Source organism: uncultured Halovibrio sp. (assembly GCF_913056445.1).
Lineage (GTDB): Bacteria > Pseudomonadota > Gammaproteobacteria > Pseudomonadales > Oleiphilaceae > Halospina > Halospina utahensis_B.
On the sequence record NZ_CAJXMA010000041.1, the window covers coordinates 1 to 25,999 of the forward strand.

The 25,999-nt window shown below is 63.7% G+C and carries 26 protein-coding genes; 15 read left to right on the forward strand and 11 right to left on the reverse strand.

From position 1 onward, the window contains the following. From QZ501_RS09285 to QZ501_RS09295, 3 genes are all read left to right on the forward strand, one after another. Positions 1-810: ABC transporter permease subunit (locus QZ501_RS09285; protein WP_295718948.1), on the forward strand; the 810-nt coding region annotated here is incomplete at its 5' end. A 5-nt stretch (positions 811-815) separates the two neighbouring features. After that, positions 816-1,652 carry a phosphate ABC transporter permease PstA gene (pstA, locus tag QZ501_RS09290; protein WP_295718949.1) on the forward strand — a complete coding sequence of 279 codons (837 nt, stop codon included), beginning with the start codon at positions 816-818 and terminating at the stop codon, positions 1,650-1,652. A gap of 22 nt (positions 1,653-1,674) precedes the next feature. Then, a complete protein-coding gene (locus tag QZ501_RS09295; RefSeq protein ID WP_295718952.1) occupies positions 1,675-2,469 on the forward strand; it encodes a phosphate ABC transporter ATP-binding protein in 795 nt (264 codons plus the stop codon). Positions 2,470-2,480: 11 nt separating this feature from the next. Here the strand turns inward: QZ501_RS09295 and QZ501_RS09300 are convergent, their stop codons facing one another. Beyond that, entirely contained in the window at positions 2,481-3,659 is a 1,179-nt protein-coding gene (locus QZ501_RS09300) for a magnesium transporter (protein ID WP_295718953.1), read from the reverse strand. A 204-nt stretch (positions 3,660-3,863) separates the two neighbouring features. Between QZ501_RS09300 and QZ501_RS09305 the strand changes: the two genes are divergently transcribed. Genes QZ501_RS09305 through QZ501_RS09320 form a run of 4 tightly spaced genes read left to right on the forward strand, consistent with a single transcriptional unit; the run spans position 3,864 to position 8,258 of the window. Beyond that, the gene (locus QZ501_RS09305) at positions 3,864-4,964 is read left to right on the forward strand and encodes a GGDEF domain-containing protein (protein ID WP_295718955.1); all 1,101 of its coding nucleotides are present in this window, start codon (positions 3,864-3,866) and stop codon (positions 4,962-4,964) included. 9 nt (positions 4,965-4,973) lie between these two features. Next, the gene (locus tag QZ501_RS09310) at positions 4,974-6,044 is read left to right on the forward strand and encodes a serine hydrolase (protein ID WP_295718957.1); all 1,071 of its coding nucleotides are present in this window, start codon (positions 4,974-4,976) and stop codon (positions 6,042-6,044) included. Next, positions 6,019-7,062, forward strand: coding sequence for a sodium:calcium antiporter (locus tag QZ501_RS09315; protein WP_295718967.1), 1,044 nt, complete (start codon positions 6,019-6,021; stop codon positions 7,060-7,062). The genes QZ501_RS09310 and QZ501_RS09315 overlap by 26 nt, the downstream gene beginning before the upstream one ends. 50 nt (positions 7,063-7,112) lie before the next feature. Then, positions 7,113-8,258 carry a site-2 protease family protein gene (locus tag QZ501_RS09320; RefSeq protein ID WP_295718969.1) on the forward strand — a complete coding sequence of 382 codons (1,146 nt, stop codon included), beginning with the start codon at positions 7,113-7,115 and terminating at the stop codon, positions 8,256-8,258. A 7-nt stretch (positions 8,259-8,265) separates the two neighbouring features. Here QZ501_RS09320 and QZ501_RS09325 read toward each other — a convergent pair whose 3' ends face one another. The 4 genes from QZ501_RS09325 to mltF all read right to left on the reverse strand — a co-directional run bounded on the left by QZ501_RS09325 (position 8,266) and on the right by mltF (position 15,451). Next, the gene (locus QZ501_RS09325) at positions 8,266-11,373 is read right to left on the reverse strand and encodes an efflux RND transporter permease subunit (RefSeq protein ID WP_295718971.1); all 3,108 of its coding nucleotides are present in this window, start codon (positions 11,371-11,373) and stop codon (positions 8,266-8,268) included. Continuing rightward, positions 11,370-12,590 carry an efflux RND transporter periplasmic adaptor subunit gene (locus tag QZ501_RS09330; RefSeq protein ID WP_160899531.1) on the reverse strand — a complete coding sequence of 407 codons (1,221 nt, stop codon included), beginning with the start codon at positions 12,588-12,590 and terminating at the stop codon, positions 11,370-11,372. Before QZ501_RS09330 ends, QZ501_RS09325 begins: the two co-directional genes overlap by 4 nt. After that, positions 12,587-13,966 carry an efflux transporter outer membrane subunit gene (locus QZ501_RS09335; protein WP_160899530.1) on the reverse strand — a complete coding sequence of 460 codons (1,380 nt, stop codon included), beginning with the start codon at positions 13,964-13,966 and terminating at the stop codon, positions 12,587-12,589. The genes QZ501_RS09330 and QZ501_RS09335 overlap by 4 nt, the downstream gene beginning before the upstream one ends. A 90-nt stretch (positions 13,967-14,056) precedes the next feature. Next, entirely contained in the window at positions 14,057-15,451 is a 1,395-nt protein-coding gene (gene mltF, locus QZ501_RS09340) for a membrane-bound lytic murein transglycosylase MltF (RefSeq protein WP_295718974.1), read from the reverse strand. Positions 15,452-15,576: 125 nt separating this feature from the next. Here mltF and QZ501_RS09345 point away from each other — a divergent pair, with 125 nt between their 5' ends. Then, on the forward strand, positions 15,577-16,083 hold the full coding sequence (locus QZ501_RS09345) for a DUF2244 domain-containing protein (RefSeq protein ID WP_295718976.1): 507 nt from the start codon (positions 15,577-15,579) through the stop codon (positions 16,081-16,083). Between the two features lie 51 nt (positions 16,084-16,134). On the opposite strand, the gene QZ501_RS09350 is transcribed toward QZ501_RS09345, so the two are convergent. Further along, entirely contained in the window at positions 16,135-16,761 is a 627-nt protein-coding gene (locus QZ501_RS09350; RefSeq protein WP_295718978.1) for a PEP-CTERM sorting domain-containing protein, read from the reverse strand. A gap of 277 nt (positions 16,762-17,038) precedes the next feature. Here QZ501_RS09350 and QZ501_RS09355 point away from each other — a divergent pair, with 277 nt between their 5' ends. Beyond that, on the forward strand, positions 17,039-17,197 hold the full coding sequence (locus tag QZ501_RS09355; protein WP_151439200.1) for a YqaE/Pmp3 family membrane protein: 159 nt from the start codon (positions 17,039-17,041) through the stop codon (positions 17,195-17,197). Positions 17,198-17,250: 53 nt separating this feature from the next. Then, a complete protein-coding gene (locus QZ501_RS09360) occupies positions 17,251-17,823 on the forward strand; it encodes an NnrU family protein (RefSeq protein ID WP_151439201.1) in 573 nt (190 codons plus the stop codon). A gap of 37 nt (positions 17,824-17,860) precedes the next feature. On the opposite strand, the gene QZ501_RS09365 is transcribed toward QZ501_RS09360, so the two are convergent. Further along, positions 17,861-18,259 carry a glutaredoxin gene (locus tag QZ501_RS09365; protein WP_295718983.1) on the reverse strand — a complete coding sequence of 133 codons (399 nt, stop codon included), beginning with the start codon at positions 18,257-18,259 and terminating at the stop codon, positions 17,861-17,863. Between the two features lie 147 nt (positions 18,260-18,406). Between QZ501_RS09365 and modA the strand changes: the two genes are divergently transcribed. The 4 genes from modA to QZ501_RS09385 are packed head-to-tail and all read left to right on the forward strand — an operon-like array spanning position 18,407 to position 21,339. After that, on the forward strand, positions 18,407-19,144 hold the full coding sequence (modA, locus tag QZ501_RS09370; protein ID WP_295718999.1) for a molybdate ABC transporter substrate-binding protein: 738 nt from the start codon (positions 18,407-18,409) through the stop codon (positions 19,142-19,144). Further along, positions 19,144-19,824, forward strand: a complete 681-nt coding sequence (gene modB, locus QZ501_RS09375) for a molybdate ABC transporter permease subunit (RefSeq protein WP_295718985.1) — start codon at positions 19,144-19,146, stop codon at positions 19,822-19,824. Before modA ends, modB begins: the two co-directional genes overlap by 1 nt. After that, a complete protein-coding gene (modC, locus tag QZ501_RS09380) occupies positions 19,821-20,888 on the forward strand; it encodes a molybdenum ABC transporter ATP-binding protein (protein WP_295718987.1) in 1,068 nt (355 codons plus the stop codon). Before modB ends, modC begins: the two co-directional genes overlap by 4 nt. A gap of 4 nt (positions 20,889-20,892) precedes the next feature. Continuing rightward, a complete protein-coding gene (locus QZ501_RS09385) occupies positions 20,893-21,339 on the forward strand; it encodes a DUF2784 domain-containing protein (RefSeq protein ID WP_151439206.1) in 447 nt (148 codons plus the stop codon). Here QZ501_RS09385 and amrA read toward each other — a convergent pair. Continuing rightward, on the reverse strand, positions 21,303-21,890 hold the full coding sequence (amrA, locus tag QZ501_RS09390; protein WP_295718990.1) for an AmmeMemoRadiSam system protein A: 588 nt from the start codon (positions 21,888-21,890) through the stop codon (positions 21,303-21,305). The genes QZ501_RS09385 and amrA overlap by 37 nt on opposite strands. Then, the gene (amrB, locus tag QZ501_RS09395; RefSeq protein ID WP_295718992.1) at positions 21,877-22,671 is read right to left on the reverse strand and encodes an AmmeMemoRadiSam system protein B; all 795 of its coding nucleotides are present in this window, start codon (positions 22,669-22,671) and stop codon (positions 21,877-21,879) included. The genes amrA and amrB overlap by 14 nt, the downstream gene beginning before the upstream one ends. A gap of 132 nt (positions 22,672-22,803) precedes the next feature. On the opposite strand from amrB, the gene amrS reads away from it, so the two are divergent. Continuing rightward, positions 22,804-23,898 carry an AmmeMemoRadiSam system radical SAM enzyme gene (gene amrS, locus QZ501_RS09400; protein WP_295718994.1) on the forward strand — a complete coding sequence of 365 codons (1,095 nt, stop codon included), beginning with the start codon at positions 22,804-22,806 and terminating at the stop codon, positions 23,896-23,898. A 309-nt stretch (positions 23,899-24,207) separates the two neighbouring features. Here amrS and QZ501_RS09405 read toward each other — a convergent pair whose 3' ends face one another. Together QZ501_RS09405 and QZ501_RS09410 are read right to left on the reverse strand one after the other, a co-directional pair. Beyond that, positions 24,208-25,407: a bifunctional alpha/beta hydrolase/OsmC family protein gene (locus QZ501_RS09405; protein ID WP_295718995.1), complete on the reverse strand. Its 1,200-nt coding sequence runs from the start codon at positions 25,405-25,407 to the stop codon at positions 24,208-24,210. 18 nt (positions 25,408-25,425) lie between these two features. Next, the coding region (locus tag QZ501_RS09410; protein WP_295718997.1) for a bile acid:sodium symporter at positions 25,426-25,999 on the reverse strand (574 nt) is incomplete at its 5' end.

Here is a 25,999-nt window from a genome sequence, read left to right on the forward strand (position 1 = left end):
CTGAGCGGCTTGATGGCGATCTGCGCCGCTGCTGTGCTGCTTCTGATCATGGCGGAGATGGCGCGGGCGGCCTGGCCGGCGCTGACCCGGGTACCCGTGTCCGAATGGCTGCTGAGCGCGCATTGGTCTCCTTCGGGCGGGGATTTCGGGCTCGCCTCCATGCTGGCGGCCAGCCTTCTGACCAGTGCCGGTGCCCTCCTGATCGCGGGCCCAGCAGGGGTGGTTCTGGGGGCCTGGATGCATCTGGCGGCCCCGGGCTGGCTCCGCGGTGGGCTGCGCACCCTTCAGGGGCTGATGGCGGGGATCCCCTCGGTGGTCTATGGCCTCTGGGGGTTGATTACACTGGTTCCGCTGGTGAATACCGTGGCGCCGCCCGGTGCGGTAATGCTGACCGCGATCCTCGTTCTGGCCCTGATGATCCTGCCTCTGAGCGTGCTGGTCACCGACGCGGCGCTCAGCCAGATTCCGGACCAGGCACTCCAGTCGGCGCGGGCTCTGGCGCTGTCGCGCTGGGGCAGCTTCCGGAGCGTGCTCTGGCCCCGGGCCAGAGCGGCCATCGTGAGCGGCATCGTGCTGCAGTTCGGGCGCGCCCTGGGCGAGACCATGGCGGTGTTGATGGTGGCTGGGAACGTGATCCGCTGGCCGGATTCGCTGACGGCGCCCGTTCGTACGATAACCGCGAACATCGCACTGGAGATGGGCTATGCCTCCGGGCTTCACCTGGAAGTACTCTACCTCAGCGGCCTGCTGCTGCTTGTGGCGGTGGCGCTTATGATGGGCCTGATCCAGCGGGGAGCGGGCAACCTATGAGGGGCATGCGCGATCCGATCTTTATGGCCGCCGGCATCTGCCTGGTCCTGCTGATGGTGCTGCCGCTGGGCACCATGCTGTTGGACCTGCTCCAGCTGGGGCTGCCGCACCTGGGGCTGGATTTCCTGCTGGAGGCCCCGCGGGATGCCGGCCGGGCAGGGGGTGTGGCACCGCTGCTGGTCTCCACCGGCTGGATCCTGCTGGTGTGCATGGCGGCGGCCGTGCCGGTGGGGCTTGGCTGTGCCGTTTTCCTGAGTGAGTGGTTGTCCCCGGGATCGGCTGCGTCCCGCTGGATCGGGCTGAGCCTCGACATCCTCAGCGGCGTGCCCTCGATCGTGTTCGGGCTCTTCGGGTACCAGGTCTTCGCGATCACCCTGGGCATGGGGTTCTCGATTCTCTCGGGAGGCCTGGCACTGGCGTGCATGGTGCTGCCGTTGCTGGTACGGACCAGTCAGCAGGCCCTGGCGGCGGTGGACGTGCGGTATCGGGATGCCGGCCGGGCGCTGGCACTGACAAAGACTGGCATGCTGGGGCGCGTGGTCCTGCCCAGTGCCGCGCCGGGGCTGGCGGCGGCGGTGGTGCTGGCGACCGGGCGCGCGCTTGGCGAGACTGCTGTGCTGCTGTTCACGGCCGGCTACGTCATGCGTATGCCGGACGCGGTGACGGACTCAGGCCGGGCGCTGTCGGTCCACATCTATGACCTGGCCGCCAATGTCACCGGCGGCCTCGAACGGGCTTCCGCAACGGCCCTGCTGCTGCTTGCGCTGATCCTGCTCACGACACTGGGGCTGCACTACAGTGCCCGGGTGTGGCAGAAGCGCATGCTGGCACTGGGCGGATGATGGATTGGAAGGAGTGACCACGATGACCCTGGCAGATGCCTCATTACCCCGACAGCCGGCCATTCACATTGATGAGCTGAGTGTCTTCTACGGGGACCAGTGCGCCATCAACCGGGCCGCACTGAAGGTCGAGCCCGGGCAGCTCATGGCGCTGGTCGGCCCCAGCGGCTGTGGCAAGAGCAGCCTCCTGCACAGCATCAACCGCCTGACGGATACGGTGCCCGGCTGCCGGGTTCAGGGCGACATCCGCATCGGCAGCCTGGCCGTTCACGATCCGGAAACGCGCACCGACACCCTGCGGCGCCGGGTGGGCATGCTGTTCCAGCAGCCCAACCCCTTCCCGCTGTCCATCGCCGAGAACATCCGTTTTCCTCTTAGGGAGCACGGCATGCGCCGCAGGCGCGACCTGGATGAACGGGTCGAGGAGAGCCTGCGCTGGGTCGGGCTCTGGGAGGAGGTTCGGGACCGCCTGAACGCTCCGGCGCTCTCGCTCTCCGGCGGACAGCAGCAGCGGCTCTGCCTGGCCCGGATGCTGGCGATGGAGCCGGATGTCCTTCTGCTGGACGAACCCTGCTCCGCGCTGGACCCCATCGCCACCGAGACCATCGAGGACCTGATCCGCACCCTCAAGGGCCGCTACACCATCCTGATGGTGACCCATAATCTGGCCCAGGCACGCCGGATCGCGGATTCGGTGACGGTGTGCTGGGTCGACGAAGGCTGTGGCTGTGTGGTGGAAACCGGCTCCCGCGAGGCCATCTTCGTCAACTCATCCCATCCGGTGACACGTGCTTACTGCGACGGCCAGGCAGGCTAGAGCCGGCGCCGCTACAACACCAGCGTGGAAGCCAGGAACAGCATCAGGCCCATGCCGATGATGTCGGTGAAGGTGGTCAGGAAAATACTGCTGGCGGTGGCCGGATCCGCTCCGAAGCGCTGCAACAGCAACGGCACGGCGACACCGAAGATACCGCTGCCCATACAGGCGCCGATCATGGCGATGAAGATGACGAAGCCGAGCATGGCCGGATTGGCGGAATCGGTGGAAACCGCATAGGCAAACATGGCAACGCCGGCGATCACGCCCACGGCGGCACCGTTGAGCGCGCCCAGCAGGATCTCCTTACGCAGCAATCGGCTGATGGGATAGTCCTGTATCTTGCCCAGAGTGATGCCGCGCAGGGTGATCGCCAGCGCCTGGCAGCCGGTGTTGCCACTCTGGCCTGCGAGCACCGGCAGGAAGGCAGCCAGGGCAACGATCTGCGCGATGGTGCTCTCGAACATCCCGACCACGAACGCGGCGGCGAAGGCGGTGATCAGGTTCACCTGGAGCCAGGGGTGGCGCATGCGGAAGGCGGCGAACACCGGCGTGTTGATCTGCTCTTCCTTCGCCACACCATACTGGGAGCCAGCCTGGGCGCTGAGCTCCGAGGCGAGGCGCTCATACAGCTTCCAGCCGCGCACCTCGCCCACCACGCGCTGCTGATCGTCCACCACCGGGTAAATGCGGTAGTGGCGTTGTTGCACTTCGTCGATCGCCTCATCGAGCGGCGTGTCCTGTCGGAAGGCGAAGGGCTCGCCGACCATGATGCTGGCCAGGGTTTCGGAGGGCTTGGCCAGGATCAGGTCGCGCATCCCCACAACACCCACCAGGCGATCCGCGTCGGTCACGAACATGTAGCTGATCCCGGAGACATCAGAGCTTTTCACCATGAAGGTCAGAGCTTCGGCGACGGTGTAGTCCGACGGCAGCGTTGCCGTCGGGCCTGTCATCAGTTCCCCGATGGTTTCTTCCATGCCTGAGAGCACAGCACGGGTGGCCGCCTCGCCCGGCGCGGCCGCTTCGCCCATATGGGAGGCTATGGTGACTGCCTGCTCCGAGGGCAGCCCAGAGAGAATGAACTGGATATCATCGGCGGGCAGTCGCACCAGCTCCTCGGCGGCATCCAGCGGGGTCTGGTCACGGATATGCTCAACCCGTTCGTTTAGGTTTATATTCTGCGACATGTCTGGCTCCAGCCTGTCAGTTCTTTGATCAGACTATAACAGGCTGATCGTCGCGGTGTTTGGATACCACGGATGCGGGCAGGCCCCGCTTATGATAGCCATGCTCTTGGATGAGAGCGGTGAAAGGGCACATAATCCACCTGCTCGGAAACATTGAGGTCAGCCAGGCTGATGCATTCCTGTTTAGCTATTAGTGGTCGTGCAGTGCGTTATCGGTATAAGCTTCTGCCAGTCGAATGGCGGGAGGCGTTCCACGATTATCAGCGTCTTCTGGCGCGGCGCTTTGCCGTTGTCTCCGCCCTGATGGGGTTGATCATCGTTCCTTTCTTCCAGTTGGTTGAGCTTTGGCCACAGCTGGGGGTGCAGGATCACTGGTGGAACCATCTGGGCTGGCGGATTCTGCCTCTGGTGGCGGCCATAGGCATTCTGGTTCTGCGCTGGCGTGTGCCGGATGGCTTCTGGCCAAGAGCGATGCTGATCCTGTATGCGCTGTCAGGCATGGTCATGATGGCCGGCATGGTCGCGGACCATCTTCTGGAGCCGGATGGCCCCTATGCCTACCTGAGTAAAGGGCTGGTTGTCGTTATCGCACTGGTTGCGGTACTGGCAACGGCTGGCGCCAGAGATCTGATTCTGGTCTATGGTGTGCCGCTTGTGGCAATGGCTGTCGTAGTGATGCGCGCATCGTTGGCGCCGGTTGAGGTGTTTCTCCTGCTGTTTCACCCGCTGATCATGATGGCGATTGGTCTGGTGGTGTCGGAAGTGCTTTACCGGGTACGACTTGAGGCCTTTATGGCGCGTCAGGAGCTCGAACAGAGCGCCAGCACCGACATCCTAACCGGTCTGGTCAATCGGCGTGCCTTTGACGCCCGGCTTGAAGCGGAGCATGCCCGCTGCCTGAGACAGGACGCCTCCTACGCACTGATCATGGCCGATCTGGATCATTTCAAGCATGTTAACGACACCCATGGCCATGATGTAGGGGATGAGGTACTGACGGAACTGGCCCGGCGGCTTCAGGGTGCACTGCGAACCGAGGATGAGCTGGGGCGCTGGGGCGGTGAGGAGTTCATGGTGCTTCTGCCTGATGCCGGGCAGCATGAAGCCGAGCCAGTGGCGGAGAAGCTGCGACGTGCTGTGGCGGATATGCCATTCCACACCAGTGCCGGGCCGCTTTCGATCACCACCAGCCTCGGTATTGCCGTATTCAATGGTGAGGAGATGCCAAGCAAAGTGGCGAGACATGCGGATCTCGCGCTGTATGCGGCCAAGGAAAATGGGCGGAACCGGTGTGAGTCCGCGTAGGTGATGCTGATGGGGCTGAGTGGGTTCATAAGGCCCGGGCGTGGTAGCGTGTATCGAAAGCACGTTGTCTGGACAGGGGGCCTGGTGTTGCTGCTGGTCGGTGTTGCGCCGGCACAGCCCGCACAGGCACCGATTGACCAGCTCGGCCTGACGGAGCTTACCCGGGCCGCCTCCGGCCTGGACCGCATCCGCAGCCTGCTGATCGCTAGGGAAGGGGAGGTGGTATACGGGCGCACCTTCCGTGGTCCGGCGCTCGACCGGCCCGTGAACATCAAGTCCCTGAGCAAGACGGTGCATTCCGCCTTGGTGGGCATCGCCATTGATCGGGGTGTCTTCGAGGGTACCGACCAGCCCATCACTGAATTGCTGACTGAACCGGAGGGCGCCAGCTCACGGCTCAACGAGGTGACGGTCGGCAACCTGCTCTCCATGCAGGCCGGTCTCCAGCGCACCTCAGGGCAGTATTACGGTGCCTGGGTGAGCAGCGACAACTGGGTGGACTACGCCCTCAGCCGGGAGTTCGTGGCGGAGCCCGGTGGGCCCATGCTGTATTCCACCGGCAGCTATCACATCCTAGCGGCAGCGCTGGTTCAGGCTACCGGGGACAGCCTGCTGACACTCACCCGCCGCTGGCTCGGCACCCCCCTCAACATCCGCATTCCGGATTGGCCCACCGACCCTCAGGGCATCCATTTCGGCGGTAATGACATGCGGCTCTCCCCGTTGGAGTTACTGCAGATCGGCGAGCTCTACCGCAATGGCGGCCTGCATGAGGGTGCGCGGGTGCTATCGGCCAACTGGATCGAGCGATCCTGGAAAGAACGGGGCCGATCACGGTATACCGACGACCGGTACGGTTACGGTTGGTTTACGACCACGCTCAACGGCTTTCAGGCCCACTACGGTCGTGGCTATGGTGGGCAGATGCTGTACGTGGTTCCCGGGCTGGATCTGACCGTCGTTGTAACCGCCGACCCGACGCCCCCCTCAAGTCCGGGGTTCACGCAGAAACTGGACCGCCTGCTGGAAGCGCACGCGCTACCGGAACTGGAGAATGCCGGTGTCGATTCTCAACCCTGAAACCTGGACGCTGCTGCAGAGTATTGTCGTATTCAGTCTCTGCGCCTTGGTGATTGCCATTGCGGGAACACGCATTACCCGCGTGGTGGACCAGCTTGCCGACCGGACAGGGCTGGGTGAGGCCACTGCCGGCGCCGTGCTTCTGGGGGCTGCAACGTCACTGGCCGGCTCTGTGCTCTCCGTGACGGCCGCTTACCGGGGGCATCCGGAACTGGCGGTGAGCAACGCCCTGGGTGGCATCGCGGTACAGACCTTTTTCCTGGCGATAGCAGACATGGTGTATCGCCGCGCCAACCTGGAACACGCCGCTGCTTCCGCCCCGAATATGATGCAGAACGGACTGCTGATCGGACTTCTGGCGTTGATCCTTCTGGCGCCGACCCTGCCGGATGCCACAGTCTGGCGGATCCATCCCATCACACCGATCCTGATTGGTTTCTACCTCTACGGCACGCGACTGATCCAGGGGGCCTGGGAATCACCCATGTGGCGCCCCTCGATTACCCGGGATACGCGCGAGGACAAGCCCGAGGCCATGAACCGGCTGCCGCCACTGGCCCGGCTATGGACGGAGTTTCTGCTGTTGATGGCAATCCTCGGGGCGGCGGGCCTGGTGCTGGAACCGGCAGCAACCACCATCAGTACCAAGGCGGGACTGAGCCAGACCATCGTCGGGGTCCTGTTGACCGCCGTCAGCACGTCCATCCCGGAACTGGTAACCTCGGTGGCTGCGGTCAGGCGTGGGGCACTGACGCTGGCGGTGGGCGGCATCATCGGTGGCAACGCCTTCGATACGCTCTTCATGGCTGCCTCGGACATTGCCTACCGGGAGGGCTCCATCTACCACACCATGACCACCGATACGGAACGCTGGGTGGCACTCACGCTGGTCATGGCCGCCATCCTGATCATGGGCCTGATCCGGCGGGAGCGCTACGGCCTCGGGCGGATCGGCGCGGAGAGCGTGGCGATCATGGTGCTCTATATTCTGGGGGTCGGCTTGATGTTCGGTGGCTGATCCCCCACACCTGAAAGACAACAGACCCATTACTGATTAAGAGAGAACGCATGGATCATTCACAGCACGAGCCAAGGGGTATGTTCCGTTCCGTGATGTCCCTTGGGCACATCCGGGGTATCCGTATCGAGCTTCACGCGAGCTGGCTGGTCATCTTCGCGCTGTTGCTGTTCACCATGACCACGGGGCTGAGGGATCAGTTCGCGGCCTGGTCGTTCAGCCAGGCCGTGGTCACTGCGCTGCTTACTTCGCTTGCGTTTTTTGCCTCGATCGTCGCCCATGAACTCGGCCACAGCCTGGTGGCCATCCGGCGGGGGGTGCCGGTGAGGGCAATCACGCTGTTCATATTCGGCGGAGTCGCCCAGCTGGATAAGGACAGTGAACGCGCCGAGGATGAGTTCTGGATCGCCATCGCCGGGCCAGCCGTGAGTTTTGTGCTGGCGCTTGCGTTCGGGATACTTTCCGGGCTGGCTGTGTCCGAGTCCTGGGCTGTCGGCCTGGGCTGGCTTGCCGTAATCAACTTGATGGTGGCGGTGTTCAACCTCGTTCCCGGGTTCCCGCTGGACGGTGGTCGTGTGCTGCGGGCGCTCGTGTGGAAGATGACAGGGGATGCCGGCAAGGGCATGCGCGCGGCCGTGGCCGGTGGTCGACTGGTGGCCTATGGGCTGTTCGCCTGGGGGCTCTGGCGCATTCTGGTTGAGGGCAATCTGCTTGGCGGATTCTGGCTCATGCTGCTGGCCTGGTTCCTGCTCAACATGGCGGAAGGGCACGGCCAGCAGTTCAGCCTGCAGAAGCAGCTCCGCGGAATCCGGGCAGGGGCGCTGGCGGCTCCGGATGTGCCGCGTGTGGCGCCCTCAACAACCGTTGAAGAGTGGATCCACAGCCGTGTGCTCCCTGAAGGCCAGCGTTCCTACATGGTGGATGACGGGCACCGTGTCCTGGGGCTGGTCAGCCTCAGTGACACCAGCACCACCGACCGTGAACGCTGGTCTGAGCTCCGGATCGCGGATCTCATGACGCCCATCGAGCAGGTGGTACGCGTTGCCCCCGAGACGGAGGCAACCGAGGTGCTTGCCACCATGACCGAGCACAACCTCAACCAGCTGCCGGTCATGGAGGGTGATCGCGTTGTGGGCTGGATTGACCGGGAGCGCCTGCTCAGGACGGTGAACCTGCATCTGGAACTCAAGGCCTGAGCCGGGCTCAGGCCGTTCCCGTGTATCGCCGGATAGTGGCCATCAGGTCTTCCAGAACCAGGTAGAAGCAGGGCACCAGGAACAGGATCAGCGCGGTGGCGAATATGATGCCGAAGCCGAGCGAGACCGCCATTGGGATCAGGTAGGTGGCCTGCAGGGAAGTCTCCAGGATGATGGGCGTGAGGCCACCGAACGTTGTGATGGTGGTCAGCATGATGGGCCGGAAGCGGCGCACACCGGCCTCGTAAATGGCCTCGAAAGCCGTGCGGTTGCCGCGCCGGCGGTTGGCGTAGTCCACCATGATCAGCGAGTCGTTCACCACCACGCCCGACAGCGCGACGATGCCCATCATGCTGACCAGGGAAATATCGAGCCCGAGGATCATGTGGCCGATGATCGCGCCTATGGCGCCGAAGGGAATGGCCAGCATCACGATGACGGGCTGGATGTAGCTGCGGAAGGCCACGGCCAGCAGGGCATAGATCACGCCCATGGCCAGCATGAAGGCGCCGTAGAGGGTGCTGGTGGACTCCCGGAGATCCGCCTGGCTGCCCTCGAATGTCCAGGTGAGGCCCGGGAAGTCCGCGCGCAGCTGGGGCAGCACCTCGGACTGGATAGCGGTCAGCACCCGGGAAATGTCGCTCTTGGGCTCCACATCCATACCCACGGTGATCACGCGCCGGCCGTCACGACGGTCGATGGACCGGAAAGCCGAGCCCATCGAGCTGTCCGCCACATCCATCAGGGGCACTTCACCGCCTTCGGGCATCTGGACCACGAATTCCTGCAGGTGGCGCAGATCCTGGCGTTCATGCTCAGGCAGACGAACGCGGATCTCGTTCTCGTTGGTACCGCGCAGCTGGCGCAGGGCCACGGCGCCGTAGAAGGCATCCCGAACCTGGTCCCCCACCTCCGCGGGGCTGAGCCCCAGTGCGCGCCCCTGGGCGTTGAGCGTCATATCCAGCTGTGGCTTGCCGGCGGCGTGGCTGTCCGAGACATCGCGGGTGGAACTGAATTCCTCCATGCGCTCGAGGAAGGTCTCGCTGGCGCGGGCCAACACATCGATGTCCGAGTGGCTGAGGTCCACGGCGATGTCATCCCGCCAGGAACCCGGGCCCTGTTCGGCTTCGAAGGTGATCTGATCGATACCGCGGAAGTCACCGATCTCGCTGCGCCACAGATCCACGATCTCCTTCACGCTCATGCCGCGCTCATGCTCCGGGCGCAGGACAATCTCCACGTCGATGGCCCGTTCGCCGCGCACGTTGGTCTTGATACCTTCGGCGTGCTCATCGAGGTTGTGTTCATCAAACAGGCGCTGGGTGGACTCGGTGATCTGCATGGCGATCTCACCGGCGCGGCGGGTGGTGGTGCCCACGGGGAGGGTGACGCCGGCCTCGATCTCGTCAGCTGGCACCTCCGGCATCATGATCATGCCCATGTGATCGCTGATGGCGTAGGAGCCCACCACGGCCATTACCGCCACCGCCATGCTCAGTGTGGCATAGCGGAAGCGCAGGCTGATATCGAGCAGGGGCCGGTAGAAGCGGTTGATTACGCCCTCAAAGCCCCGCGAGAACACGCGCTGGACGCTGTGCAGCGCGTGACCGTAGACGGTGACGGTGCCGCGGCCGCTGTGCCCCAGGTGGGCGGGCAGGATGAACAGGGCCTCGAACAGGGAGATGGCGAGCACGACGATCACCACCGCCCCCATGGGCCACCAGAAACTGCCCATCACGCCGGGAATGAACAGCAGCGGCAGGAAGGCCACGATGTTGGTCAGGATGCTGAAGGTGACGGGCCCGGCGATGTCCTTTGTGCCCTGGATGGCGGCACTCATGAAGTCCATGCCCTGTTCCCGGTACTCGTAGATGTTCTCGCCCACCACAATGGCGTCATCCACCACGATCCCGAGTACCACCAGGAAGCCGAACATGGAGATCATGTTGATGCTGACCCCGAGCAGAGGCAGGAACAGCATGCCGCCAACGAAGGAGATGGTCATGCCCATCATGATCCAGAACGCCAGGCGGTATTCCAGGAAGAGGCTGAGAATGACCAGCACGATCACCATGGCCAGGATCCCGTTCTCCAGGAGCATGGTCATGCGGTCCTCGAAGTGTTCCGCGCGGTTGCTGTCGATGCGCAGATTGACACCGTCGGGAAGGGTCTTATCCAGCTCCGCCATAACCTCCTTGCCCGCAGCCGCCACGGTCAGTGGTGACTGGGTGCCGGTGCGGAAGATCTCGATTTCCACCGAGGGAAGGCCATTGAAGCGGGAGTGGAAGCCGGTTTCATCGAAGCCGTCCCTGACCGAGGCGATATCACCCAGGGTGACGGTGCCGCCGGAGGCATCGCTGCGGATGACAATGTCCTCGTAGGCGTCGGCCCAGAGGCGGCGTTCCTCCATGCGCAGCAGGATGTCACCGCCTTCGGTGGCCACCGAGCCCGCCGGGATGTCCTTGGCTGAGGCTTCGATGCGCTGGGCGATCTGTTGCAGGGTAAGGTCGTATTCCCGCAGCCGGTGCCGGGGGACTTCCACTTCCGTCAGGTAGTCCGGCACATCGCTGATGGTGGCCTGGGTGATGCCGTTCTCGGCCAGCAGCCGGTCGCGGACCTGCTCGCCGAGCTGGCGAAGGGTCCAGATGTCCACGTCGCCATAGAGTACCAGCTCCATGACGTCATGGGAGCGATTCTGCAGGCGGACACGGGGCTCTTCCGCCTCATCCGGGAAGGTGCGGATCCGGTCCACTTCCTGTTCAATATCCTGGAGCGCCTTCATGCGGTTGGCACCGTTGATCAGCTCCAGGGTGATGGTGCCCGTGCCTTCCCGGGCGGTGGAGGTCATCTCCTTGATGTTCTCCAGCCCCTGTACGGCCTCCTCAACCGGCAACAGGATGCCCTGTTCCACTTCTTCGGGGGCGGCCCCGGGATAGGTCACGGAGACCTGGACGATATCCGGCTCGAATTCCGGGAATACTTCCTTCTGAAGCTCAAAGGCCATCCAGAGGCCGCCGCCCAGAAGCAGGACCATCAGCAGGTTGGCAGCAATGGAATTGCGAGCCATCCAGGCAATGGGGCCGGTCCAGCCTCCGTTGTTGTGGTCGCCGCTCATCCGTCATCCTCTTCGGTACGCAGGTCGGCGCCATCGACCACGGTGGCCAGATCACTGGTGACGATGGCCTCACCGTCTTCAACGCCCTTGCTCACGTAGGCGTATTCGGCATCACGGAAGGCGATAGCCACGTCCCGGATGGAAAGCGCACCGTCCTCCATCACCCAGACCGTGTCATTGCGGCGGATATGGTTACGATCCAGGCGCACCACATCCTGGATCTCCCTTCCCTCAATGGCAGTGTTCAGAAAGGAGCCGATGAGTAGGGGCGGTTTGTCGGGCGAGTCGGCGTCCAGGGCGAGCGGATCCTGAACCGTGATCAGCACACGGGCCAGCCGTGTGTCTTCGTTCAGCTCCCCCACCAGGCGCTGCAGTTGCCCCTCGCGATGCTGGCCCTGGGGCCAGGCACTGTCATTACGGATGGTGGCCGGTGCGCCTGCCTCACCACTGCGTTCCTCGAACCGCAGCCAGGGGAGTTCGCTCTGGGGCACCGTTGCCTCCACCCAGTATTCATCCACACCCACCAGGCGCCCCAACGCCTCGCCGGCATTGACCTGGGTGCCCAGACTGATGTCACGGCTCAGCACACGGGCATTGAAGGGGGCGGTGACGCTCGTGCGGTCAAGATTCAGTTGCGCCTGCCGGAGGGCAGCCTTGGCGGACTCCACCTGTGCCCGGGCCTGCTCCAGCTGGGGCTGGCGCAGGACCAGGGCCTTATTGGTGCCTTCCAGTTCCTCGCCCAGAAGTTCGAATTCCTGTTCCGCCACATTCTGGCGGCCCTGTTCGATGTCCAGATCCGCACGGGCCTGGCGCAGCTCGCTGCGCCGCTGCTGGAGGGTGGCCTCATAGTCGGCGGGATCAATCCGCACCAGCATGTCGCCTTCATCGACCATGCCCCCGGGGGTGAACGCCGAGGCGCGCTCGACAATCTGGCCGCTGACCCGGGGCCTGAGTGTGAGTTCCCGGGCGGCGCGGACCTGGCCCATGGCGGTGATGGTCGGGTGGTAGTCCCCCTTTTCGGCCGTGGTGACGTCCACCAGCATCGCGGTTTCCCGTGCAGTGTCCGGCCCACGTGTGGCAGTGGGTTCAGTGCGGAATACCAGCCATACCAGGGCGGCCCCCAGTACCAGTATCACCAGGGAGATGAACGCGGTCTTGATGCGGCCGGCGCGGCCGGTTTCCGGGCGTGCTGCGCTGTCGTTGATCGGTTCGTTCATCCTGTTTCTCTCGCAGAGTCTTCTCGGAGGTCAAGGCCGCCGGCCAGCGCCCGGTAGAGGGCGATGCGGTATTCCAGCAGCTGGCGCCGGGCGCTGATCAGGCTGCGCTCCAGGTCCTGGCGGTCGGTCAGGGCGGTCAGTACATCAATGTAGCCGACCTGCCCGTTGAAATACTGTTGCCGGAGTTGCCCGTAAGTGGTCTCGGCAAGCTCCAGCTGGCGCTTGATGCGCTCTATCGCCTGGCGCTGCTTGCGTTCCTGGACCAGCGCGTTTTCCACCTCCTGGAAGGCGGTAAGGACGGTCTGCCCGTAATCGTACAGACGCTGGCGGCGTACCGCCCGGGCCTGGCGCACCTGGGCATCGCGCTGGCCGGCATCAATCAGTGGTGCAACCAGGTTGGCGGCCAGGGTTGTGGCCCAGTTGTCAAACAGGTCCTGGACGCTGTTGTCCTGCGTTGAAGCGGAAGCCGAGAGCGTCAGGCGCGGGAACTGGTTGCTGATGGCGGCGGCCAGGTCCGAGTCGGCGGCCTGCAGCTGGTTGTAGGCCTGGCGCACGTCCGGGCGGCGCTGGACCAGTTCGGCCGGCACGCCGGTGTCCGGCAGGGGCGGCAGCTCAGAGGGCAGGCCGCGCCCTGCCGGCAGGTCCGTGTTCCGGGGTGCCCGGCCCAGAAGGACGGCCAGCTGGTTCTCCAGCACCCGGAGCTCCGATTCCGTGCCCAGGCGCTGTTCCTCGGTGGATTCCAGCAGCTGGCGCTGGCGCAGCACATCCGCGCTGCCGGCCTGCCCACTGGCGAACTGGGTCTCCAGCAGTTTCATCACGCTGCGGTTGGTCTCGATCTGGGACTCGGCCAGATCAAGCTGGGCCCGCTGGGCGCGCAGCTGGTACCAGGTGCGGGTGACCTCGGCGGCAAGCGAGAGTGCCGCCGTCTGATAGTCCGCCTGGGTGGCCCGGGCGCGGAACTGCTCTGCTTCGACCTGTGAATTGATCCGGCCCCAGAGGTCCACTTCGTATTCGGAACCCAGCCCCAGTCGCAGGCTCTCTTCGGAATCGCTGCTGTCGCTGTTGCTGATCTCTCCGTCAGCGGTGGCGTTCAGGTCCGGGTAGAGATCCGCGGACTGCTGGTTGACGGCGGCACGGGCTTCGCGCAGGCGCTGCCAGGCGCTGAGCACGTCCAGATTGGCATCCAGCCCGTCCGCCACCAGCTGGTTGAGGCTGTCATCCTCAAAACTCCGCCACCAGCGCTCAGGCGCCGGTTCATCGCCGGAGGCCGAGAAGGTCTCGGGGACGGTAACCGGTGGTTCCGCCACGTCTTGCGGCTGGGAGGCGCAACTGGCCATGAGACCAGCCAGCAGCAGTACCATCAGGCGTTCAGGCATGGATCCCAACATTGGTTTCAGGGGCGATTCGACCCGGGCAAGCCTATCAGCCTGCCGGGGGGATGACTATTCCCGCTCTGGCTATCGGTACTATTTGAATTCCTTACTGATCACGTCCCTGTAGTTCCGGATCCGCTGAACGTAGTGTACGGGCTCGTAACCCCGGGCGTAGCCGTAGCGGGTGCTGGGGTAGTAGCGCTTATCCGCCTTAAGGGGCAGCACCTGGCGCATCTGCTCCCAGGAGTCGGGATTCCGGTCCAGGTCCCGTGCCAGCTGGCGGGCGTCCAGCAGGTGACCGCGCCCGATGTTGTAACTGGCCAGGGCCAGGAAGGTGCGGTCGGGTTCCGGGATGGTCTCGGGAAGGCGGGCGTGACGATCCGCCAGGTAGCGGGCGCCGCCATCAATGGCCTGGACCGGATCAAGCCGATTCTCAACCCCCAGTGAACCGGCCGTACGCCGCGTCAGCATCATGATGCCCCGTACCCCGGTGGGCGAGACTGCGTCCGGATCCCAGTGGGATTCCTGGTAGGCGAGGGCGGCCAGCAGTTCGGCGGGCATGCCGGTTTTCTCTTCCGCCTGGATGAAGTACTCGCGGTATTGTGGCAGGCGTTTTTCAATCCGCCGGTTCAGGGCCCGCAGATCCACAAAGTCGAATTCCCCGATGTAGGAATAGTATTTGTTCTCCATGGCCGTGATGGCTTCGTCGCCGGCGCGGCTGTTCATCCATTCGCGCGCGCTGCCGGCCAGCTCGTCCGCGCCTGCAGGAAGATACCAGCCGAGGTTCTGCCCCTGGGTCAGGTTCATGGCAACCTCGAGGTGGGGCCAGTGCCGGCGGGTGAGCTGGACGATATTGGAGTCCGCGACAGTGCAGTCGAACTGCTGTTCGGCGACCTGTGACAGCAGTACCTCCGTGGTTCGATCACTGGTGCTGAAGGTGATGCCCTCATGTTCCGCGGCCAGTTCATTGAGGGTTTCCACATAGCTGGAGCTGGCCGTCACCCGGATTTCAAACCCGGCGATGTCCTCGGGAAGCCGTGGCAGTGGGCGGCCCTCCCGGTGGCACACCAGCTGTTCAGTGACTTCGCTGTGCGCGGGCCCCTGCGTAAAGCGCTCATTCCGGGAGGGGCGATGGGTCAGCCCGGATGCGGCCAGGTGAGCGGTGCCTTTCTCCAGCGCCTCAATCACGGCGGCAGTGGATTCGTGCATGGTCCACTCCACGTCCCAGCCCTGTGCCTCAGCGAATTCATGGACCAGATCGTATTCCGGGCCAGAGGGCTGCTCGTGGCGGTTCAGGTAATAGGTGGTGGCACCGTTACGGGTCGCCACCCTGAGAACGCCGTCCTCCTCCACGGACTCCATCGAAACGGGTTCGTGGGGGCTGTCGCCGCAGGCTGCAAGCAGTGCGGCTGCAACCGGCAGCATCAGGGCGGAAAGGAAACGCATCCGGAACTCCTTGATCATGGCATCGACGTTATTGTAGCTCATCGCTGAGTACGACCAGCTCCCGGTTCCGGATTGCAACAGGGGGTGTCTGGCGCCTGCGGGGGCGCTAGTATGGGTTGACCCCGCAAGGAGTAATCGCGGGTTGGTCTAGGCAAGTCGGTGGCATCATGCTGGAGTACCTGGATTACGAGGAGGGCAGGGCACTGCGCCTGACCCCCAACCGATCCCTGAGTTGGCAGGGGAACATCATCTTCTTTGGGTTGATCGCCGTGGTCACTCTGATGGTGGCTGTTGGCTGGTCCCTGGCGGGCGCCTGGATGATCCTGCCGTTCGCGGGCCTGGAGTTGGCGGTGGTGGCCTATGGGCTGTACTACACCTCGCGCCAGTGTTATCGGCAGGAGGTCCTGGTACTGACGCCGGACACTGTGAGGCTCGAAAAGGGGATCAACCAGAAGGATTCCGAATGGATCATGCCTCGGCACTGGGTCCGGGTGATCATGGAGATGCCCCGTCATGGTTTTGCGGTGCCCAGGCTGATGCTGGCCTATCACGACACGCGCGTACCTCTTGCCCGTTTCCTCAACCCCGAGGATCTGGAGGCATTCATTGACTTTCTGGAAAACGCCGGTATCCGGGTTGAGCGGCATCATCCAGCCGGGGTCTGGTGGTTTTGACATAAAAAAGGCCGCCCCTTTCGGAGCGGCCGTGGCAGCAGCCTGAATCCTTCAGGTGCGCCGGCGACGCATGCCCAAGCCGAGCAGGCCAGCGCCAAGCAGTGCCAGTGTGCCCGGTTCGGGGACCGTAGCGTAGGCGTGGTTGTCGCTTTCGAACGCGTACTGCGTGCTGCTGAAACTGACCGTGTCGAAGAACTCGGAGCCGAAGTGGAAGTTCACATAACGGTTGTCGTCGAACGATTCCTGGTCACCGCCTGATGGCGGCAGAACGTCGTTACCGCTATAACTGCTCCCCACCTGTGAACCATCGAGGAAGAAGCTGATGGTGTTGTAATCGTCAATGGAGCCCCAGTACAGGCCAAAATAGTTGGCGGTTGTCCCCAGTGCCAGAGCTGCCGAGCCATTGCTCTGTTCATAGGGCACGGTCAGGTACTGGTTGTCCTCGGGGAAATCGTGGGGCTGGGCGTGCTGTCCGCCGGCGGTTCCCTGAACAACGTTATAGTCGCCGGAGCAGGTCGCGGAGCCGCAGTCACCGCTCTCAAAGTCGATTTCGGTAGCGCCGTTGACCTGGGTGTTATAGACACCGGCAGCTTCAATTGAAATGGAAGCACCTGAGGCCGCGGTTGCCGCGCCTGCCGCCAGGATGCCCAATGCGAGGGCTGATTGTTTGATGGTCATTTCTTCGATTCCTTTGCCAGTAATGAGCGGGGCGGTCCGTCGATGAGACCACTTAAGCTCAGGCAAACGGTGTTCCAGTGCGTTAAAAAATCCTCAGATTTATAGCTGTGCGACAGGCTCGCGGGGAGAGTGGGACTGGCGGGCCGTGGAAAGTGTAAAACTGTTCGACGCCGTTTGGCCCCGGTACGCGAAAACATGGCACACTCGGTCTGCTGCGAGGCCGGTGGGCTGTCACCGCTTAATTTGAGTCATAGGTCATTCACAGGAGTGGGCTGGTATGGACGTGGTCCGTCTTATTCTTTCCATACTGCTGCCGCCGCTGGGGGTCTTCTTCCAGGTCGGACTTGGGCTGCAGTTCTGGATCAACATCGTGTTGACGCTATTCGGTTATCTACCGGGCGTTATCCACGCGGTCTATATCATCGCGCGTCGTTAGCTTACGGGGCTGGGATCGTGCATCACCGAATTGAACAAAAAAGGATCTGACCCATGACACTACTTCTGCTCGGCTTGGTGCTCTTTCTGGGCATTCACTCGCTGTCGATTGTGGCCCCGGCTCAGCGTGATGCTATGGCGCGGAGTATGGGGGAATGGCCCTTCAAGGGCATTTACTCGGTCATAGCGATCATCGGCCTTGTGCTCATCGTCAAGGGATATGGTATCGCCCGCATGGACCCGGTGGTGCTCTATACAACGCCGGCCTGGACATCCCACATCACCATGCTTTTGATGCTGGTTGCGTTCCCGATGTTCATCGCGACCTACCTTCCGGGGAAGATCAGCAGCACGCTGAAACACCCCATGCTGGTGGCGGTGAAAGCGTGGGCACTCGGGCACCTTCTGGCCAACGGCATGCTTGCGGACGTGCTTCTGTTCGGTGGTTTTCTGGCGTGGGCTGTAGCTGACCGCATATCACTGAAGCGCCGCACACCAAGGGCCATTCCGCGCTTGCCGGCATCGCGCTTCAACGACGCGATAGCGGTCGTGCTGGGGCTTGCAATCTATGTGGTCTTCACAATCTGGCTGCACCCGGCCTGGATTGGCGTTTCCGTCATCGGCTGATGCGCGAGCGATGCAGGTGGTCCCTGCATCGCTCACATCAGCTTGATGCAGGTTCGAACTGCTTCCTCAGCCAGGCGTTGATGTCATCGGATTCATACAGCCACTGCTGTTCGCCGTTGTCGTGCTCAATCAACAGACAGGGCACTTTGACCCGCCCGCCGCCGGCTTCGAGGGCAGCCCTGTGATCCGGGTCGTTCTGGGCATCGCGGGTTTCAATGGGAAGCCCCAGGCGTGACATTTCCTTGCGGACCTTGATGCAGAACGGGCAGGCCTTGAACTGGTAGAGCGCCAGCTTGCTTGCTGCCTGTTCAACGCGTGCCTGATCTTCAGAGCTGCGGGATACGGCTCTGGGGCTGGTCAACTTTTCGTTGATCAGGACGATGGGGGTAAGGATCAGGCGCAGTGAGCGGAAGAAATAACGGATAATGACGCGCATAAAAAGCCTTGTTCCTTGAGAAATGATGGCCTCTGAAATGGTGTACCAGCTTAGCATTTCTGAGACCCTGCGTAAGAGTCGGGTCTGGTAGACTCTGGCCTGCTATCAGCATTGTTGGGAGAGTTAGCGTTGCGTCGTGCTGCTCAGGTGCCGGTTTGGCTGAGTATTCTGTTGTTTGCCGGAGGGTCATCCCTTGTCGGGGCGGATGAAATCCGGGTCGCTGTCGCCAGTAATGTTGTTGGAGCAGCCAGAGTTCTGGTTGATCGGTTCGAAGCAGCTACTGAGCACAGCGTGGTCCTCGCCTCCGGCTCAACCGGAAAGCACTACGCCCAGATTCTGCACGGCGCTCCTTTCCAGGTCTTCCTTGCCGCGGATGAGCGCCGGCCCCGGCTTCTGGCTGAGTCCGGCAGGGCCGTTGAGGGAAGCCGGGTGAGCTATGGCCGTGGCCGGCTCGTCCTCTGGAGCCCCGGCGAATCGCTCGTGGATGCGGAAGGCGGGGTCCTGGCTACCGGGGATTTCGCCTATCTGGCGCTGGCCAACCCGCGTCTGGCGCCCTACGGCAGGGCGGCAAAGCAGGTGCTGGAGAACCGGGGGCTCTGGGAGGCCCTGGAAGGTCGGCGGGTGATGGGCGAGAACATCGCCCAGACGTTCCAGTTCGTGCGCACGGGCAATGCAGCGCTGGGATTTGTGGCGCTGTCCCAGCTTGAGGCGCCGGAGCGCAGCATGGGGGGCTCACGTTGGCTGGTTCCGGAGACCCTGCATGAGCCCATTGAGCAGCAGGCGGTGCTGTTGGCGGATGAACCGGCGCCCAGGGCCTTCCTCGAGTTCGTGACAGGGGAACAGGGGCAGGCGATTCTCCGTGACCATGGCTATGAGGTGCCCTGATGCCGGGCTCCGATGATCTCACGGCACTGTGGATTACGCTGCAGCTGGCGGCTGTGAGCACCCTGATCCTGCTGGTGGTGGGCACGCCCCTGGCCTGGTGGTTGGCGCGCACACAATGGCGCTTCCGCTTCGTGGTCGAGGCGATGGTGGCGCTGCCGCTGGTACTGCCGCCCACGGTTCTGGGGTTCTATCTTCTGATCGCGCTCGGACCGTCGGGGCCCATTGGCGGTTTGATGGAAGCCCTGGGCGGCCAGCCGCTGGCGTTCACCTTTACCGGGCTGGTGATCGGCTCAGTGATCTACTCACTGCCGTTCGTGGTTCAACCCCTGCAGAACGCGTTTTCCGCCGTAGGCCGCAGGCCGATGGAGGTGGCCGCTACGCTGCGTGCCTCGCCAATGGACCGGTTCTTCACCGTGGCAGTGCCCCTGGCCGCGCCGGGGTTCCTGACGGCGGCTGTGCTCGGTTTTGCCCACACCCTGGGCGAGTTCGGTGTGGTGCTGATGATCGGCGGCAACATTCCGGGCAGCACCCAGGTGGTGTCCATTGCGGTCTATGACCATGTGGAGGCGCTGGATTACACCAGCGCGCATTGGCTCTCCGGTGGTCTGTTGGCGATGTCCATGCTGATGCTGATGGCGGTCTATGCGCTCAACCGGCGTTTCCTGGTGGTGCGGCTATGAGTATTGAGCTGGCGTTCCGGCTCGACCGGGGGGACTTCAGCCTGGACCTGTCACTGGCGCTGCCGGGGGCAGGGGTGAGCGCGGTTTTCGGGCCCTCGGGCTGCGGCAAGACAACCCTTCTGCGGATCATGGCGGGGCTGGAGCGCTCGGCCGTGGGCCACCTCCGGGTAGGGGGCTGGACGTGGCAGGACGTCAACCAGTTCGTGCCGCCCCATCGGCGCGCCGTGGGCTATGTGTTCCAGGAGCCCAGCCTGTTTCCCCACCGCAGTGTGGAAGGCAACCTGCGTTATGGGCTGCGCCGGAGCCAGGGCAACGGGGATAACTCACGCCTGGAGCAGTCCATTGAACTGCTGGGAATCCGCCATCTCCTCGCACGCAGGCCGCATCAGCTCTCCGGCGGAGAACAGCAGCGCGTGGCCATCGCACGGGCCCTGGCCATGGAACCTGCCCTGTTGCTTCTCGATGAGCCCCTTGCCGGTCTGGATGAGGCGCGGCGCCATGAAATCCTGCCATACCTTGAGCGGCTGCACCGGGAGCTGGTTCTGCCGATGATCTATGTAAGCCACTCCAGGGAGGAGGTGGCCCGGCTGGCGGACCACCTGGTGGTTATGGATAACGGCAGGGTACAGGCGGAAGGTTCCCTCACTGACGTGTTCGCACGCCTGGACCTCGCTATCGCGGGGCAGCCGGGGGCGGAGACGGTTATCGAGGGCGTGGTGGACGATTACGACCCACGCGACGGAGTGGTGCGGGTGAACTCGGACGCAGGACCGCTCCATGCGGTACTGGGGCAGCTGGAAACCGGGCAGCCCGTGCGGCTCCAGGTCCAGGCCCGTGACGTGAGCGTGGCCCTGACGGCACCGCAGGACAGCAGTATCCTGAACGTGATGCCGGCCCGCATTGAGGACCTGGCGGAGCAGGGGGCCGGGCACGTGATGCTGCGGTTGCGGGTGGGGGATGCGGTACTGCTGGCGCGGGTGAGCCGCCGCTCTGCCCGCGAACTGTCTCTGCAGCCGGGTCTGGAGGTCCACGCCCAGGTCAAGAGCGTGGCGCTGCTGGGGTAAGCCCATGAACGCATCGCGCAGCCTCTATCAAACGCTTCCCGCCCCGGGCCTTCTGGCGGACCTGGTGCTGTTGCTGCATGGCCTGATCGTGGCCTTCGTGGTTGTCGGTCTGGTGCTATTCATTATCGGTGGCATGCGTGGCTGGTTCTGGGTCCGCAATCCCTGGGTCCGCTGGGTGCACCTGGTGACGATCGGTTTCGTGGTGATCCAGACCTGGCTGGGGCGACTGTGTCCGCTGACTGTCTGGGAGCACGAGCTGCGCCTTGCGGCCGGTCAGCCCGTGCACGACCAGGGGTTCATCGAATACTGGGTGAGCGCCCTCATCTTCCATGACCTGCCGGGCTGGGTGTTCCTGTTCGGGTACACGGTTTTCGGGGCCCTGGTGGCCGCCACCTGGTGGTGGCTGCCGCCGCGTCAGCGCTCATCCTCGCCGAAGGACTCTGTGCGATAGCGCCTGATGGTCAGTGACGGGGACCAGTGATCCGGCGGCAGGCCCGCCTTGCGTTTGAGCTGGCGGACAAAGTCCCCGGGATCCGGCAGCGATTCCCAGACTGCGGGGAGAAAGGTTCCCCGGTGGACCCCGTCCTCGAGTATGAGCCCGTCCTCACCAGGCTCGATGGCAGCGAGCAGTTCCGCCTCAGAAGCTACCGGTAGCGGCTCCGGCCGGGAGAGAATCGAGAGTTCCAGGTGCACTTCATCCAGTTCATGGGGCGTCAGTGGCTGGAAGCGCGGGTCCCGGAAGGCGGCGGCATGGGCATGTTCCGCCACATCCGTCACCAGCGGTTGGCGGGCCTCAAGGGTGCCGATACAGCCACGCAGGCTGCCATCCGGGCGCTTGAGCGTGACAAAGCTGGCGCCCTCACGCTGAAGGGCCTCCGGCCACTGCGCCGGGTCAACCGCCAGGGGGCGACCTGTCTCGAATCCCTGCCGGATGCTGTCCCGGGCCAGGGTGAGCAGCATGCTGCGGTGCTCGGGGGTCATCGGGCTGTCAGTGGAAGACATAGGCGCCATACCCCACAACACTGTCTCTGGGGGCTCCCGCATCCCCCGAATTGCGCAGATCCAGGATGCGGCCTTCCAGACCTTTCTGTCGCGCCAGCCACAGCAGCCCATTGATGGGGTGGCGGCCGCAGGCATCGCCATCCCGGACCTTCTCCCACGCCAGGTTCTCAATGGCCTCGGATGTGGCCCTGTCCCGGCGCACCGCGCTGTCGTAATCCATGAAGTGGCTCAGGTCCGAGCTGATGGCGATCAGCGTCTCGGGGCCGCCCCAGAGCTGATCCAGCAGTGTTCCCACTTCCTCCGGGGAGGCATCGCCCACGACCAGCGGGACAACACTGAAATCGTCCAGAAGGGCCTGAAGGAAGGGGAGGTGCACTTCAAGCCCATGCTCGCGTTCATGGGCGTCTTCCCGGTAGACCACGTCCGGACGCTGGGCCACCAGTTCCGCCTGGGTAGCCTGGTCGACGCGCACATTGCCCATGGGAGTGGCGAAATAGTCCGCGCTGCTGGCCGCAATGCCCCGGAACGGGATGCGGTGACTTGGCCCGAGCAGGATCACGCGCTTGATGCGATCCGCGATGGCGCGCACCGGGGCGTAGGCTTCCCCGGCGACCGCCCCCGAGAACGGGTAGCCGGCATGGGGGGCTATCAGTGCCTTGGGCGGGGCCACGTCATCGGTGCCCGCCTTTTCCAGGAAACCGGCAACCTGCTGCTGCAGTACGCCGCGCTCGGCGGGGTAGAAGAGCCCTGAAACCGCCGGTGGCCGAACTGTCTGTTCCATGGTGCACCTCCCTTGGGGCTGGCTTCTTTTGCCCTTATATGGGGGCGATCGACGCCATCAACAAGGCTGGGCAAGAGCCCGGGTGGCGCCCTATACTCGGAGTATAACGCCAGCACCGGGGGAGGTGAGACCATGGGCGTGACAATCTCCAGCGACCGTTTCCCGACCGTCTACTGGCATGAGCTGGACGACGGTCGGATCCAGTGCGATCTGTGTCCGAGGGCCTGTAAGCTGAAAGAAGGTCAGCAGGGCCTGTGCTTTGTGCGTGCCCGGCATGACGACCAGATCGTGTTGACCACCTACGGGCGCTCCAGCGGGTTCTGCGTGGACCCGATTGAGAAGAAACCCCTGAACCATTACCTGCCCGGCACCTCGGTCCTGTCCTTTGGTACTGCCGGCTGCAACCTGTTCTGCAAGTTCTGCCAGAACTGGGATATGAGCAAGTCCCGGGAGATGGATACGCTGGCAGACCAGGCGGAGCCGGAGACCATCGCGCGCGCCGCCGAGGATCTGGGCTGCCACAGCATCGCCTTCACCTACAACGATCCGGTGATCTTCCATGAATACGCCATCGACGTGGCCCAGGCCTGCCATGAGCGGGGCATCAAGGCGGTGGCCGTGACCGCCGGTTACATCTGCGAGGAGCCGCGGAAGGAGTTCTTCCGTTACATGGACGCGGTCAACTTCGACCTGAAGGCGTTCACTGAGCGCTTCTACCGCAAGATTACCGGCAGCGAGCTGCAGCCGGTGCTGGATACGATCGAGTACGTGCACAACGAGACGGATGTGTGGTTCGAACTGACGACGCTGCTGATCCCGGGCGAGAACGATTCCAGCGAGGAGATCGAGCGCATGAGCCAGTGGGTGGTGGAGCACCTGGGGCCGGATATTCCCATGCATTTCACCGCCTTCCATCCAGATTTCAAGATGATGGAGCATCCGCGTACGCCGGCGGAGACGCTGACCAATGCGCGGGAGGTGGCCATGAAGAATGGCATCCGGTACGCCTATACCGGCAACGTGCATGACGAGGCTGGGGGCAGTACCTACTGCCATCATTGCGGTCAGAAGCTGATCGGGCGTGACTGGTTTGTGCTCAGTGACTGGAACCTGACCCACGATGGGCATTGCACCAATTGCGGGACGCGGTGTGCTGGGGTGTTTGATGGGGATCCCGGACGCTGGGGGGCGCGGCGTGTGCCTGTGCGGCTGGCGGAGTGGCGTTGAAAGGCTGAGTTCTGTCTCAGGACTGGTGGTTTGCTGCAAGGGATGGTGCGGGGAGTGCTCTCCGGGAAACGCTGTGAATACTTTTCAGCTGCGCAATCCTGCTCCGCTGAAAAGTCCAGGGTTTACGTCCGTGTAAACCCGTTTGCGCTAGATCGCGCAAACCCCTGTACGCTGCTCTTCCGCCATCCATGGCTCCAGAGCTTCCCTACGAGCACTCCCCGTACCATCCTCTCTGAGACAGTCGGAATTCTCCGCCTCCCTTCATCGAACCTTATTGGTATCGCCGAAACCCTCTTATCGTTGGGTGCCTCACTCGACCAACTCGTCGTGCATCCGGATCTCGTTCTTCAGGGTCTGGTGCACCGGGCAGCGGCCGGCGATCTGGAGCATGCGCTGGCGCTGATCCTCGGTCAGATCGCCTTCGATGGTGATGTGGCGGACCAGTTCATCCACCTTGCCGGATTTCGTTTCGCATTCCTCACAGTCTTCCGCGTGGACCTTGCGGTGGGTGACCTCGCAGGTGACGCGCTCCACCGGGAGTTCCTTGTGGCGGGCGTACATGTTGATGGTCATGACGGTGCAGGCGCCCAGTGAGGAGGCCAGGAGGCCGTATGGGTCCGGGCCACGGTTGGTGCCGCCGTTGTTCTTGGGTTCGTCGGCAACCATCTCATGCGGGCCGGCCTGGACACGGCAGAGGAAGCCGTCCTCGGTGCGGCCGGTAACGCGGGCGCCCTCCGGGGCCGGGGTCGTTTCGGGTTCCAGGAAGCGGGCGGCCCAGGCGGAGACCACCTGGGCGGCGTACTGGGCGTCGGAGCGGCGCGAGAGCAGGTGGTCGGCGTCGTCCAGGCTGATGAAGCTCTTGGGGTGCAGGGCCGCAGTGTAGATCTGCTCGGCGTTGTCGATGCCCACCGTGCGGTCATGCGGCGCGTGCATGACCAGCAGGGCACGCCGGAGTTTGTGCAGGCGCTCGGTCAGGTCGTGGCTGCGGGCGTCGTCGATGAAGTCTTTGCGGATGCGGAAGGGGCGGCCGGCGAGATCAACCTCGGCGCTGCCGCTTTCCTCGATCCGCTCCAGGTCCGTGCCGAACTGCTTGAGAATGTGGTCCGGGCTCGCCGGGGCGCCTATGGTGGCGACGGCGCGCACGCTGTCCAACCGCTCGGCGACGGCGAGAGCCGCGGAGCCGCCCAGCGAGTGGCCGAGCAGCAGTTGGGGCGCGGCGTAATGTTCGGTGAGCCAGGCGGCGGCATCTTCCAGGTCATCAAGGTTGCTGGAGAAATTGGTATCCGCGAACTCGCCCTCGCTTTCGCCCAGACCGGTGAAATCAAAGCGCAGCACAGCGAAGCCGGTGCCGGCCAGGGCCGAGGTGATGGTGCGGGCGGCGCGGACCTGGCTGCCGCAGGTGAAGCAGTGGGCGAAGATGGCCGTAGCCCGCCAGATCCCGCCGGGGGGCAGTTCAATCGTGCCCTTGAGGGTGAGGCCATTACGGGACTGGAATTCAATGGCGGGCATGGCGGATCTCCTTGCGGGTCAGCTTGGCTGCGGGATGTATTTGCGCCCGTACAAGGTTAACAGAAAGCCGAAGAAGAACATCAGCACGCCGTAGACCGCCGAGGGCACTGACATGGCCTCGGATTCCAGAAGGTTGAGGGTTACCAGCAGGCCGATGGTGCCGTTTTTAATGCCGAGTTCCACGGCCACTGCCATGGATTCCCGCTGGGTGAGGCCAGTCAGACGGCTGAGACCCAGTGCGATGCCGATGCCCGCAAGGTTCAGGGCGATGGCCGCGGGGCCCGCCTGACTGAGCAGTTCACCCAGCTGATCGCGCACGTTGTACACCAGCGCCACCACCAGCATGGCCAGTACAACACCGCCGAAGACGCTGACCGCGCTTTCCGCTTTCTGGGCCTTCTCCGGGAATCGGCTCTTGAGCATCATGCCGATGGCGATGGGCAGCAGCACGATCAACCCCAGCGTCATGATGGTGCGTTCCACGGGCAGCCGTATGGCCTCGTTTTCACCCATGTAGAGATCCAGCGCCAGATTGGTGAAAAGCGGCAGCGACACGATGGTGATCAGGTTGGCCAGGACGGTCAGCACGATG

Excerpts from the sequence above, each read along its gene's own strand:
- modC (WP_295718987.1), top strand. The coding sequence starts at position 19,821 with ATGAGTATTGAGCTGGCGTTCCGGCTCGACCGGGGGGACTTCAGCCTG.
- amrA (WP_295718990.1), bottom strand. The coding sequence starts at position 21,890 with ATGTCTTCCACTGACAGCCCGATGACCCCCGAGCACCGCAGCATGCTG.
- QZ501_RS09385 (WP_151439206.1), top strand. The coding sequence starts at position 20,893 with ATGAACGCATCGCGCAGCCTCTATCAAACGCTTCCCGCCCCGGGCCTT.
- QZ501_RS09325 (WP_295718971.1), bottom strand. The coding sequence starts at position 11,373 with ATGAGCGGCGACCACAACAACGGAGGCTGGACCGGCCCCATTGCCTGG.
- pstA (WP_295718949.1), top strand. The coding sequence starts at position 816 with ATGCGCGATCCGATCTTTATGGCCGCCGGCATCTGCCTGGTCCTGCTG.
- QZ501_RS09365 (WP_295718983.1), bottom strand. The coding sequence starts at position 18,259 with ATGCGCGTCATTATCCGTTATTTCTTCCGCTCACTGCGCCTGATCCTT.
- QZ501_RS09360 (WP_151439201.1), top strand. The coding sequence starts at position 17,251 with ATGACACTACTTCTGCTCGGCTTGGTGCTCTTTCTGGGCATTCACTCG.
- QZ501_RS09355 (WP_151439200.1), top strand. The coding sequence starts at position 17,039 with ATGGACGTGGTCCGTCTTATTCTTTCCATACTGCTGCCGCCGCTGGGG.
- amrS (WP_295718994.1), top strand. The coding sequence starts at position 22,804 with ATGGGCGTGACAATCTCCAGCGACCGTTTCCCGACCGTCTACTGGCAT.
- QZ501_RS09300 (WP_295718953.1), bottom strand. The coding sequence starts at position 3,659 with ATGTCGCAGAATATAAACCTAAACGAACGGGTTGAGCATATCCGTGAC.
- mltF (WP_295718974.1), bottom strand. The coding sequence starts at position 15,451 with ATGAGCTACAATAACGTCGATGCCATGATCAAGGAGTTCCGGATGCGT.
- QZ501_RS09405 (WP_295718995.1), bottom strand. The coding sequence starts at position 25,407 with ATGCCCGCCATTGAATTCCAGTCCCGTAATGGCCTCACCCTCAAGGGC.
- amrB (WP_295718992.1), bottom strand. The coding sequence starts at position 22,671 with ATGGAACAGACAGTTCGGCCACCGGCGGTTTCAGGGCTCTTCTACCCC.
- QZ501_RS09350 (WP_295718978.1), bottom strand. The coding sequence starts at position 16,761 with ATGACCATCAAACAATCAGCCCTCGCATTGGGCATCCTGGCGGCAGGC.
- QZ501_RS09295 (WP_295718952.1), top strand. The coding sequence starts at position 1,675 with ATGACCCTGGCAGATGCCTCATTACCCCGACAGCCGGCCATTCACATT.
- QZ501_RS09310 (WP_295718957.1), top strand. The coding sequence starts at position 4,974 with ATGGGGCTGAGTGGGTTCATAAGGCCCGGGCGTGGTAGCGTGTATCGA.
- QZ501_RS09330 (WP_160899531.1), bottom strand. The coding sequence starts at position 12,590 with ATGAACGAACCGATCAACGACAGCGCAGCACGCCCGGAAACCGGCCGC.
- QZ501_RS09335 (WP_160899530.1), bottom strand. The coding sequence starts at position 13,966 with ATGCCTGAACGCCTGATGGTACTGCTGCTGGCTGGTCTCATGGCCAGT.
- QZ501_RS09315 (WP_295718967.1), top strand. The coding sequence starts at position 6,019 with ATGCCGGTGTCGATTCTCAACCCTGAAACCTGGACGCTGCTGCAGAGT.
- modB (WP_295718985.1), top strand. The coding sequence starts at position 19,144 with ATGCCGGGCTCCGATGATCTCACGGCACTGTGGATTACGCTGCAGCTG.
- QZ501_RS09320 (WP_295718969.1), top strand. The coding sequence starts at position 7,113 with ATGGATCATTCACAGCACGAGCCAAGGGGTATGTTCCGTTCCGTGATG.
- QZ501_RS09345 (WP_295718976.1), top strand. The coding sequence starts at position 15,577 with ATGCTGGAGTACCTGGATTACGAGGAGGGCAGGGCACTGCGCCTGACC.